Here is an 11229-nt window from a genome sequence, read left to right on the forward strand (position 1 = left end):
CTCCCCGTCCCGCGCCTTGCCGCCCCCGCCGCCCTGCTTCGGCTGGGACTCCTTCGGTACGTACATTCCCTTGCTCATAGTGCTGCCCATTTTCGCACTAGGAAGGGGTGTCAAGACCAGTGCTTATCCGGCGCGGGCGCAGGCTCCGGGACCGACGCTAGTCGCCCAGCCCCGCGATCACCGTCTCCGCCTGCTGGAGGGCCCGGTCGTCGGCCTCCAGGTCCGGCGTGATCCCCCGGCCGTCGACCCCTCGCCCCGACGGGGTCCGGTAGTGCCCCACGGTCAGCTCGGCCACCGCCCCGTCCGGCAGCCGGCTCGGCATCTGCACCGACCCCTTGCCGAAGGTGCGGGAACCGACGACCACCGCCCGCCCCCGGTCCTGCAGCGCCCCGGTGAGCAGCTCGGCCGCGCTCATCGTCCCGCCGTCGACCAGCGCGACCAGCGCCCTGCCGGTGTCCCCGCCGGGCTCGGCGTGCAGGGCCTGCTGGGTGCCGTCGACGTCGTAGGTCGCGACCAGCCCCCCGTCGAGGAAGGCGGACGCCGTGGTGACGGCCTCGGTGACCAGGCCGCCGGAGTTGCCGCGCAGGTCGAGGATGATCCCGCCGCCGGCCGGAGCGTCCCGGACGGCGTTCCGGACCTCGTCGCCGACACCCTTGGTGAACGAGTCGATCCTGATGACGGTGACCCCGTCGGAGAGTTCCCGGACGGCGACCGAGTCCGTGGACAGCCGGGCCCGCCGGACGGTCTGCGTCCACGCGTGCGTGCCGCGTTCCAGGCCGAGCCGGACCGCCGTGCCGGCGGCCGCGTCCGTGGCGTCGCCGCGCAGTAAGGAGACCACCTCGGTGACCGGGTGGCCGTCCACCCGCTCCCCGTCGACGCTGCGCAGCCGGTCGCCCTCGCGGATCCCGGCGGCGGCCGCGGGCGAGTCCGAGCTCACCCTGGTCACCTCGATACGGCCGTCCCGCTCGCGCCGCGCCCACAGGCCGACGCCGGTGTACTGGCCGTCGAGGGCCTCCTCGAACTCCTCGTACTCGCCCCGGGAGTAGACGGCTGCCCAACGGTCACCGCTGCGGCTGACGGCACGCTCGGCGGCCTCCACGGGGGACGCGCCGGCCGCCTTGGCCTCCTGGGCCGCCTCGGCCACGTCCTCGTGGTGACCCGCGGGGGCGGCCGAACGGGCCGTGTCCGAGGAGGACTTCCGGTCGCCGCCGTCGGCCTCGGGGAAGGAGCCGGTCGCCGCGCCGGCCACCAGGACGCTCGCGAACACCAATGTCAGGGCCGCCCCGCGGCGGATGCGGCGGGGCTGACAGAACAGATCTCGGCCCGGCATGCCGGTGAGTCTAGGACAACGCAAGAGGGCCGCACGGTCGGTTGACCGTACGGCCCTCTTGGCATGTGTCACACCTTCAGGTACTTGCGCAGCGCGAAGAACGCGGCCAACGCGGGCATCAGCACGCTCGCGGCGAGGATGAGCGGCAGTTTCGTCAGGACGGCGTCCCAGCCCACGAAGTTGATCAGGTTGAGCTTGGTGGCCAGGGCCATGCCGTGGTCGACGGTGAAGTACCGGCCGACGACGAGGAAGACACAGGCCAGCCCGCCGCCGATCGCGCCGGCGACAGCGGCCTCCATGATGAACGGCGCCTGGATGTAGAAGCCGGACGCGCCCACCAGCCGCATGATCCCGGTCTCCCGCCGACGGCTGAACGCCGAGACCCGCACCGTGTTGACGATCAGCAGCAGGGCGACGATCAGCATGAGCGCCATCACGCCGAGCGCGGCCCTGTTCATCAGGTTCAGCATCGTGAAGAGGTTGTCCAGGATGCCCTTCTGGTCCTGCACGGACTGCACGCCGTCACGGCCGTTGAAGGCGGTCGCGATGACCTGGTACTTCTCCGGGTCCTTCAGCTTGATCCGGTACGACTCCTGCATCTGGTCCGGGGTGAGGGACGCGGCCAGCGGGGAGTCGCCGAACTGCTCCTTGTAGTGCTTGTACGCCTCGTCCTGGGACTCGTGGATGACCGTCTCGACGACCGACATCTTCTTCAGGTCGGAGAGGATGTCCTTCTTCTGGTCGTCGGTCACCGCGCCCTTGGCGCAGTTGGGGTCCGACTCGGCGTCGCTCTTGTTGCAGAGGAAGATCGAGACGTTGACCTTGTCGTACCAGTAGCCCTTCATGGCGCCGACCTGGTCGCTCATCAGGAGCGACCCGCCGAACAGGGCGAGCGACAGGGCGACGGAGACGATGACCGCGAACGTCATCGTCAGGTTGCGACGGAGACCGACACCGATCTCGGAGAGTACGAACTGGGCGCGCATGGCGTCTTCTTCAGGCCTTTCCGGGGACTCTTCGAACGGCGGTCAGTGCTGGTAGCCGTAGACGCCGCGTGCCTGGTCGCGGACGAGGCGGCCCTTCTCCAGCTCGATGACGCGCTTGCGCATCTGGTCCACGATGTTCTGGTCGTGCGTGGCCATGACGACGGTCGTGCCGGTCCGGTTGATCCGGTCCAGCAGCTTCATGATGCCGACGGAGGTCTGCGGGTCGAGGTTGCCGGTGGGCTCGTCGGCGATGAGCAGCTTGGGCCGGTTCACGAAGGCGCGGGCGATGGCCACGCGCTGCTGTTCACCACCGGAGAGCTCACCGGGCATGCGCTCCTCCTTGCCGCCGAGCCCGACGAGGTCGAGCACCTGCGGCACGGACTTGCGGATCTCGCCGCGGGACTTGCCGATGACCTCCTGCGCGAAGGCCACGTTCTCGGCGACCGTCTTGTTGGGCAGGAGCCGGAAGTCCTGGAACACCGTCCCGAGCTGGCGCCGCATCTGCGGCACCTTCCAGTTGGACAGGCGGGCGAGGTCCTTGCCCAGCACGTGCACCTGTCCCTGGCTGCACCGCTCCTCGCGGAGGAGCAGCCGCAGGAAGGTGGACTTCCCGGAGCCGGAGGACCCGACGAGGAACACGAACTCGCCCTTCTCCACTTCCAGGGAGACGTCCCTGAGTGCGGGGCGGGTCTGCTTGGGGTAGACCTTGGATACGTTGTCGAATCGGATCACGGATGCACCACGGTAGGCCGGGGGTAGATGAGCGTGACCATACGCGAACCGGGTGTGCGAGCGCAGGCGCCGGTTCTGGTTGCGTATCGGTTGGGCGGTTTTGTGCCCCCCTGTTGACCCCGGCTCCGGCAGCGCACAGGCGGCCCCCGGAGGAACCTGGCACAGTAGGGAGGGGAACGTTCTCCGGCCCGGGGGCGTTCTCCCTGTGGAACGTATTCGCAAGAAGGGTGACGCGCATGACGTACGACCGCCTGGTGTGCGCAAACTGCGCGGCGCCCGTGAGCGAGGGCCGGTGCCCCGTCTGCCGTGCGAACCGTGAGCGGCTTCAGCAGGAGAACCTCTTCGCGGGGCTGAACCCGATGGCGCTGATCGCCCTGCTCGCCGTCCTGATCGCGGCGGTGGCCCTGCTGGCGCACCAGACCGCCTAGGCGGCGGCCGAGGACATACGAAGGGCCCGGAGCGGAAACGCTCCGGGCCCTTCGTGCGTACCGCACGCACACGTCAGGCGAGTGCGCGGCTACCGGGTGTCACCGTCAGGCGGCAGCGCCACCGCGACCGCCCGCGAGGCGGGGCAGCAGACGGAAGCCGACACCGCCGGCGATCATCGTGGCGGCACCGACGACCAGGAACGCGGTCTGGCCGGCACCGGTCTCGGCGAGCTCCTGGCCGTTGCCCTGGGCCGACGTGTTGGACGTGGTGTCCGTGCCGGTCTCGGTCAGGGCCGAGGAGCCCTCTTCCTGGGTGGAGGTGTTGGAGCCACCGTCGGGGTTGGTGTTGCTGTTGCCACCGCCCCCGGCGTTGCCGTTCCCGTTACCGTTCCCGTTGCCATTCCCGTTGCCGTTCCCATTGCCGTTCCCGTTGCCCGGGTCGGTCGGGTCCTCGGTGGGCTCGGTGGGCTCCTCGGTCGGGTCCGTGGGCTCCTCGGTGACCGGCGGCGTGGTCCCCGGGTCCGTCGGCACCTCGGTGCCGGGGTCCGTGGGGAGCGTGGTGCCCGGGTCGGTCGGGATCTCCGTACCCGGGTCGGTCGGGTCGTCGTCGTCGGTGCTCACGTTCACACCGACACCGCTGTCGCCCACGGTCACACCGAGCTCCAGCGCGGAAGCGGCGCCTGCGGCGGTCAGCGAGGCACCGGCTGCGATCACGGCACCGGCGGCTATGCGCGCGATCCGGATCCGCGTCTTCTTCGTCATGTGGTTGCTACCCCCAGTAGCTCATCGTCAATGAGGCGGCGCTCGGGGCCGTGATCGACGGAGGAAGGTAGCTGTGTGCTGATGTCCCCCGGTTCACATGCGCCCCAGAGATACGCATGCCACGCTTTACCCTTCCGATTTTTCAAAGCATCGTCAAGGCCGTTGCGGGCGCGATGTCCTGGTAAGCGCTCTTTGCCGGGGAAAGCGGTCTGTGAGTGTGATGTAAAACCCAGACATAAAGCAAACTGCCGCCCGTTGGGCGGCAGTTGCGGGCCGACGGTCAAGTCGACAAAGTCACTTCTCCTGCTGCTTGCGCCAGCGAATTCCGGCCTCGATGAAACCGTCGATCTCACCGTTGAACACGGCCTCGGGGTTGCCGACCTCGAAGTCGGTGCGCAGGTCCTTGACCATCTGGTAAGGGTGCAGCACGTACGAACGCATCTGGTTTCCCCAGGAGTTGCCGCCGTCGCCCTTGAGGGCGTCCATCGCGGCCTGCTCCTCCTGGCGGCGCCGCTCCAGCAGCTTGGCCTGGAGGACGTTCATCGCGCTCGCCTTGTTCTGGATCTGCGAGCGTTCGTTCTGGCAGGAGACGACGATGCCGGTGGGGAGGTGGGTCAACCGCACCGCGGAGTCGGTGGTGTTGACGCCCTGGCCACCGGGCCCGGAGGACCGGTACACGTCCACGCGCAGCTCGGACTCGTCGATCTCGATGTGGTCGGTCTGCTCGACCACGGGCAGGACCTCGACACCCGCGAAGGAAGTCTGGCGGCGGCCCTGGTTGTCGAAGGGCGAGATGCGCACGAGCCGGTGGGTGCCCTGCTCGACGGAGAGCGTGCCGTAGGCGTACGGCGCCTGCACGGCGAAGGTGGTCGACTTGATGCCGGCCTCCTCGGCGTACGACGTCTCGTAGACCTCGGTCTTGTAGCCCTTCTGCTCCGCCCAGCGCAGGTACATCCGCTGGAGCTTCTCGGCGAAGTCGGCGGCGTCGACGCCGCCGGCCTCGGCGCGGATGTTGACGAGCGCCTCACGGGAGTCGTACTCGCCGGAGAGGAGGGTCCGCACCTCCATCTCGTCCAGCGCCTTCCTGACGGCGGCGAGCTCGGACTCGGCCTCGGCACGGGTGTCCGGGTCGTCCTCCTCCTCGGCCATCTCGAACAGCACGGAGAGGTCGTCGATGCGGCCGCGCAGCGCGTCCGCCTTCCTGACCTCGGCCTGGAGGTGGGACAGCTTGCTGGTGATCTTCTGCGCCTCGTCCGGGTTGTCCCACAGGGACGGCGCGGCCGCCTGCTCCTCGAGCACGGCGATGTCTGCCCTCAGTTTGTCGAGGTCCAGAACGGCCTCGATCGACTCCATGGTCGAGGAGAGGGACTTGAGCTCTTCGGATACATCGACGACTGCCACGCCCTCCAGCCTAACGGCTGTGGCAACCGACGTCGGTCGTCCCCCGGGCCGCCGCCTCCCTCAGGGGGAGGCGGGCGCCGAGTTCTCCGTGTCCCGCGGTGCGGCTCCCGCGTCGTCGCCCGAGGTGGCCGCCCAGATCCCGGCGCCCGCCGCGGCGACCAGCACCAGCCCCGCGACGCCCACGACCAGCCTGCGCCGCCGCGTGGTGGCCCGGTGCCGCGCCGATCCGGGGCGGGGCGCCCCGGCGGGCCTCGGCACCCGGGCCGTCCCGCGCGCGCCGCCGGCCAGCTCGTCGGGGCCCGGCACCCGCATCGAGGTGTGCGTGTCCCGGTTGGAGTCCGCGGGCTTGGCCCCCGGCACCAGCGGCACCGCGCCGCGCCGCGCCGGCCGTCCGGCCGGCACCGGCTCCCCGGCGGAGTCCGCGGCCGCGTCCTCGGCGTCCTGCTCCTCCTCGTGCTCCGCGTCCGGCTCGTCCACGTCCAGCGGGGGCATCCCGGCCAGCAGGGGCAGCAGCTCCCGCAGCCGTACGCCCATCTCGGAGGCGCGCAGACGGGAGGCCGGCGCCTTGGCCAGGCACTGCACGACGAGCTGCCACAGTTCGTCGGGGATCCCCGGCAGGGGGACCACCGTCTCCGTCACGTGCCGTCGCAGCACCGCCCCGGGGTGCCCGCCGCCGAACGGCGTGAACCCGGCCAGCAGCTCGTAGAGGACCGTCGCGAGGGCGTAGATGTCCACGGAGGCCCGCGGCGGCAGCCCCTCGACGATCTCCGGGGCCAGGTAGTCCGGCGTCCCGATGATCTTCGTGGCGCGGGTCCGGCGCGGCGAGTCGATGAGCTTCGCCACACCGAAGTCCGTCAGCAGGGCGGGGTGCGCGCCGCCGGGACCCAGCGGCCCCTGCATGTCCAGGAGGATGTTCTCCGGCTTCACGTCCCGGTGCACGACCCCCTTGGCGTGCGCGGCGGCCAGCCCGTCCGCGACATCCGCGACGATCGCCACGGCCGCCTCGGGCGCGAGCCGCTTCTCCCGGTCGAGCCGGGTACGCAGATCGGTGCCCCGGACCAGGTCCATGACGAGCGCGAGGTCGTTGCCGTCGACCACGAGGTCGCGTACGGAGACCACGTGGGGGTGCTCCAGGCCGAGCAGGGCCGTGCGCTCCTGGACGAAGCGCCCGACGAGTTCCTGGTCGGACGCGAGATCCTCGCGCAGCAGCTTGACCGCGACGGGCCCCTCGGGTCCCTCGCCCAGCCACACCGTGCCGGCGCTGCCCCGCCCCAGGATCTGGTTGGCGGTGTACCGGCTGCCGATCTTCCGTGCCAAGGCTGCTCCTACAGACGCGTGTTGTCGCTAAAACTACGCGCCGCAGGAGCCAACCTTCACCGCGGAGGCGGAAATCACCCGCCGAGTGTCGACAAATCTCCAGACTTACTGCTGACCTGAGGAGTTTCCGCCCAGGTCGCTGATCCACCCGCTCACGGTGTCGACGATGTCCCCGATCTGCTGCCAGTAGCTCTTGCCGGTGCCGATCCAGTCCTGGAGGGGGCTCAGCTCCCAGATCAGCCAACTCGCCACGAACAGGATGACGAGCGTGAAGAGGCAGCCCTTGAGGCAGCCCAGACCCGGGATCTTCATCGGGTTGGCGCTGCGCTGCCGCGGCTGCCGGGGCTCACGCGCGGGGCGCTCGGGCTGCGGCGGGGGCGCGTAGCGCTGCGGTTGCTGCTGCTGCGGGGCGTACTGCTGGGGCTGCTGCTGCGGCTGACGGCCGTAACCGCCCTGCGGCGGGCGCTGCTGGGGCCGCTGCTGCCGCTGGGGCGGCTGCTGTTGCTGCGGCCTGGCGACCTGCCGCTGGGGGCGGCGGCGCAGCGGGTCCTCGTTCGGGTCGAGGTACTGGACCTGCGTCTGCTCGTTGCGGTCACGGGCCGCGCGGAGCTGGTTCTGCCAGGGGTGCGGGTCCTCGGGGCCGCCGGACTGCTGCCCCTGCTGGCCGTGCTGTCCTTGCTGCCCGTACTGGCCCTGGCCCGGCTGCCCGGGCGGCACCGGCGGCATGACGGCCGTGGGATCGGCCGCGCCGCGGTGCGGGAGCACGGCGGTGGGGTCGGCGGCGCCGACCGGGTTCCCGGGACCGGTGTGCGGCAGGAAGCTGGTCGCCGCGTTCGGGTCGTAGCCGCCCGCGGCGCCGGCGCCGTGCGGCAGCACCTGGGTCGGGTCGGCGGCGCCCGGGGTGTCCGGCACGGCGGCCGGGTCCGGGTCGGGCAGCAGCAGCGCGCCGACGTTGTCCGCCGCGGCGATCTGCGCGGAGTTCGCGTGCACGCCGATGCCCTCGGCGACGACGCGCAGCCCGCGCGCGAGGTTCTCGGCACTCGGGCGCCGCTCGGGGTTCTTGCTCAGACAGCGCTCTATGACCGTCCACAGCGGGTCGGGGACCGTGGAGGGGCGGCGCGGCTCGGCGCTCAGGTGCTGGTGCAGGACCTCCAGGGCGGAACCGCCGGCGAACGGCGGACGGCCGGTGACCAGCTCGTACAGCAGGATGCCGGCGCCGTAGATGTCGACGGCGGAGGTCTGCGGGCGGCCCTCGGCGGACTCGGGCGCGACGTACGCGGGCGTGCCGACGAACTCCTGGGTCCGGGTCAGGCCCGGGGAGTCCGCGAGGCGCGCGATGCCGAAGTCGGTCAGGAGGGGGTGCATCTGGCCGCCGTGCTGCCGCAGCAGCACGTTGGCGGGCTTCAGGTCGCGGTGGACCACGCCGTCGGCGTGGCTGGCGGCGAGCGCGTCGGCGATCTGGGCGGTGATCAGAGCGGCGCCGACCGGGCTGAAGGGGCCGTTCTCGCGCAGGTAGCGGTGCAGGTCGGGACCCTCGACGAGGTCCATGACCAGGGCGAGCAGATCACCCTCGACGACCAGGTCACGCACCCGCACGATGTTCGGATGGGTCAGCCGCAGCAGCACGGAGCGCTCGCGCAGGAACCGCATCACGATGTCCGGATCGCTCGCGAGCTCCTCCTTGAGGACCTTGATCGCGACGGTCTCGCCGGGCTGTCCCGGTACGGCGGCCTCGGCGCCCGCGGTCTCCCGCTGGCGGGCTCGCCACACGGTCCCCGTGGCACCGCGTCCGAGCGGCTCCTCGAGGAAGTACTTGCTGCCTACCGGCCGCACGTCATGCACTCCCTGCTGCTTGCTGTCGTTCCGACCCACTTCCGACCCACTGTAGTGCCGCTCCCGCGGGCACCACGTAAGCGTTGCCAAGCACTTTCCGGAGAAAGACGCTCCGTCCGGGCCTCCTGGTTGCCGGACGTTGACGTGACCGATCTCAAGTGATCGCCGGCGCTGCACTGGTCAGGCACTTTTGGGGGCAGAGCTGACCAATCAAGATCACTTGCCCTCGGGCGACGGGCGCGTTGTCAGTGTCAGGTGCGAGGATGCGTGCAGTACTGGCCGATGTGCTCGTGCGGGGGTGGGGCTGTCCGCGTCCGAGCAGAAGGGACCGCTGACGGCGATGCAGATCCGGCTGACCGTCGTAGACCCGCTGGGCCCGCCCGACCGCACCCGGGGCCGCGCCGCGAGCCGCGACGTGCTGGTCACCGCCCCCGTCGGCACCGCGCTGGCCGCGGTGGCCACCGCGCTCGCCTCGGCGGTCCCCGGGGACGGGGCCGCCTCCCGCGCGGGCGAGGCCGAGCGCGGCGGCGGTCCGGTCGTGCTGTACGCCGACGGCGAGCGGCTGGACGCCCAGCGCGCCACCCTGGGCGAGCCCCCGCTGATCGACGGGGCCGTGCTGTCCCTGGGCGCTCCGGCGGCCCCCGAGCCCCATCCCGAGCTCGACGACGCCCCCACCCAGCTCCACGTGGTCGCCGGCCCCGACGCCGGCGGCGTCCATCTGCTGCACGGCGGCCAGATCCACATCGGCCGCTCCGCCGACGCCGACGTCCCGCTGGACGACCCCGACGTCTCCCGCCTGCACTGCGCGGTCACGGTCGCGCCCGACGGCCGCGTCTCGGTGGCCGACCTCGACTCCACCAACGGCACGACCCTGGACGGCGTCCGCGTGGGCACCCGCCCGGTCCGGTTCCCGCCGGGGGCGCTCCTGAGGATCGGCGAGTCGGTGCTCCGGGTGTCGCCGAGCGGCGGACGACGGCTCGGGACGGAACCGGACGGCGAGGGCCATGTGCGGATCACCTCCGACGCGGCCGGGCCGTGGCCGGGCGACGAGCGGGAGCTCGGGCGCGCGGACGCCGCCCGTGCCGGCCGCTCCGGGCCCACACCGGGCGGAAGCCGGGCACACGGGGGTTCCGCACCGGCAGAGCCGACCGGCGGCGGTCAGGGGCCGGGCGTGCCCGCCGCGCGCCGGGGCTCGGAGTCCGGCGCTGCCCGGGACCGCGGGACGGCAGGACCGCACGAGGACGACAGGAGTGCGTCCGGCCCGGTCACCGGACAGGCCGCGGCCTCGCCACGCGCGCGGGGCCGGGTGTCGGCGAAGGCCGCGTCCGCCCCGGCCGAGGGCTCGGCACGCGCGCGGGACGGCCGTGACAGCGGCGACGCCTCACCCCGCCCGCCCGCCGACGGCACCCATCACGCCTACGGCTCCGCGAGCTGGGGTGCGTCGGGCGGTCCCGGGGAGACGGGCGCGCAGGGCCACGGCCCCTCCGAGCCGCCGGTCGTCGTACCGGGTCAGGGCGGCGCGCCCCGGATCGAGCACCGGGACGACTCCCGTGCCGGACGCCCGGACACCGGTGCCTCCGGTGCTTCCGGTGCTTCCGGTGCCTCCGGTGCCTCCGGTGCCTCCGGTGGGGACACTCACGGCGGCCGGTCCGGCCTCGGCTCCTTCGAGGTGACGCGCACGACCGCCGTCCCCTCACCTCCCCCGGCCGTCCACGACGACTCCTCCCCTTCCTCGGCGTTCTCCGCGGCCGACGCCCCGGACGCCCCCGCGGCCGGCCGCCGCAAGGGCACTCCTCTGCGCGGGACCGACGTACCGCACGGCGTGCGGCGGCGCGGCGGGCTCTCCGCTTGGGCCCGGCGGCTGGCCGGGGGACGGGGCGAGCAGGAGCCGTCCGGGCAGGACGAGGCGTACGACGGCACGGCCGCGCCCGTCACCCCGGTGCCGTCGGCCGCCGCGCCCCAGGTGCCCGAGGCCTGGCCCGACCCGGCCGCCCTGCTGCTCACGGCGCTGGGCCCCGGCGCGCGCCTGTGGGAGCGCGGGCCCGGCCATCCGGAGGCCCTCACCGTGCGGCTCGGCACCGCCGACCGGGCGGCCCCCGACGGCTCGGGACTGCTGCCGGCGGTTCCGGTCACCGCGGACCTGCGCGAGGCGGGTGCGCTCGGGCTGGCCGGTCCGCGCGCGCGGCTCGCCGGGCTGGCCCGCGCGGTGGTGGCCCAGCTCGCCGCCCTGCACGCGCCGGAGACCCTGGAGATCGTCCTGATCAGCACGGACCGGTCCCGGCCCGCCCAGGAGCGGGTCGCCGAGTGGTCCTGGCTCGGCTGGCTCCCCCATGTCCGCCCGGGACACGGCCAGGACTGCCGTCTCCTCCTCGCCCACGACCGCGAACAGGCCGCCGCCCGCGCCGACGAACTCCTGCGGCGCCTGGACGACCACCTGACC

The 11229-nt window shown here is 72.5% G+C and carries 9 protein-coding genes and 1 pseudogene; 2 read left to right on the forward strand and 8 right to left on the reverse strand.

The window, feature by feature from the left end; genetic code table 11:
• The 4 genes and pseudogenes from AOJ26_RS44625 to ftsE all read right to left on the reverse strand — a co-directional run.
• Positions 1-66, reverse strand: a pseudogene (locus AOJ26_RS44625) (SsrA-binding protein); the annotation flags it as partial.
• 91 nt (positions 67-157) lie between these two features.
• Complete coding sequence (locus AOJ26_RS31605; RefSeq protein ID WP_179200404.1) at positions 158-1330, reverse strand: S41 family peptidase; 1173 nt, start codon at positions 1328-1330, stop codon at positions 158-160.
• A gap of 68 nt (positions 1331-1398) precedes the next feature.
• On the reverse strand, positions 1399-2316 hold the full coding sequence (gene ftsX, locus AOJ26_RS31610) for a permease-like cell division protein FtsX (protein ID WP_053851794.1): 918 nt from the start codon (positions 2314-2316) through the stop codon (positions 1399-1401).
• Positions 2317-2358: 42 nt separating this feature from the next.
• Positions 2359-3048 (reverse strand): cell division ATP-binding protein FtsE, encoded by a 690-nt coding sequence (gene ftsE, locus AOJ26_RS31615; RefSeq protein ID WP_053851795.1) that lies wholly within the window; start codon positions 3046-3048, stop codon positions 2359-2361.
• A gap of 236 nt (positions 3049-3284) precedes the next feature.
• Between ftsE and AOJ26_RS31620 the strand changes: the two genes are divergently transcribed.
• Complete coding sequence (locus AOJ26_RS31620) at positions 3285-3476, forward strand: hypothetical protein (protein WP_053851796.1); 192 nt, start codon at positions 3285-3287, stop codon at positions 3474-3476.
• Between the two features lie 105 nt (positions 3477-3581).
• Here the strand turns inward: AOJ26_RS31620 and AOJ26_RS31625 are convergent, their stop codons facing one another.
• From AOJ26_RS31625 to AOJ26_RS31640, 4 genes are all read right to left on the reverse strand, one after another.
• Positions 3582-4238, reverse strand: a complete 657-nt coding sequence (locus AOJ26_RS31625; RefSeq protein ID WP_053851797.1) for a hypothetical protein — start codon at positions 4236-4238, stop codon at positions 3582-3584.
• A 294-nt stretch (positions 4239-4532) separates the two neighbouring features.
• Positions 4533-5639 carry a peptide chain release factor 2 gene (gene prfB / locus AOJ26_RS31630; RefSeq protein ID WP_053851798.1) on the reverse strand — a complete coding sequence of 369 codons (1107 nt, stop codon included), beginning with the start codon at positions 5637-5639 and terminating at the stop codon, positions 4533-4535.
• A 60-nt stretch (positions 5640-5699) separates the two neighbouring features.
• Positions 5700-6956 carry a serine/threonine-protein kinase gene (locus tag AOJ26_RS31635; RefSeq protein ID WP_053851799.1) on the reverse strand — a complete coding sequence of 419 codons (1257 nt, stop codon included), beginning with the start codon at positions 6954-6956 and terminating at the stop codon, positions 5700-5702.
• Between the two features lie 105 nt (positions 6957-7061).
• Positions 7062-8789, reverse strand: coding sequence for a serine/threonine-protein kinase (locus AOJ26_RS31640; protein WP_053851800.1), 1728 nt, complete (start codon positions 8787-8789; stop codon positions 7062-7064).
• 340 nt (positions 8790-9129) lie between these two features.
• On the opposite strand from AOJ26_RS31640, the gene AOJ26_RS43995 reads away from it, so the two are divergent.
• On the forward strand, positions 9130-11229 hold a 2100-nt coding region (locus tag AOJ26_RS43995), incomplete at its 3' end, for an FHA domain-containing protein (RefSeq protein ID WP_199828889.1).

Source organism: Streptomyces sp. NRRL B-24085 (assembly GCF_001282115.1).
GTDB lineage: Bacteria > Actinomycetota > Actinomycetes > Streptomycetales > Streptomycetaceae > Streptomyces.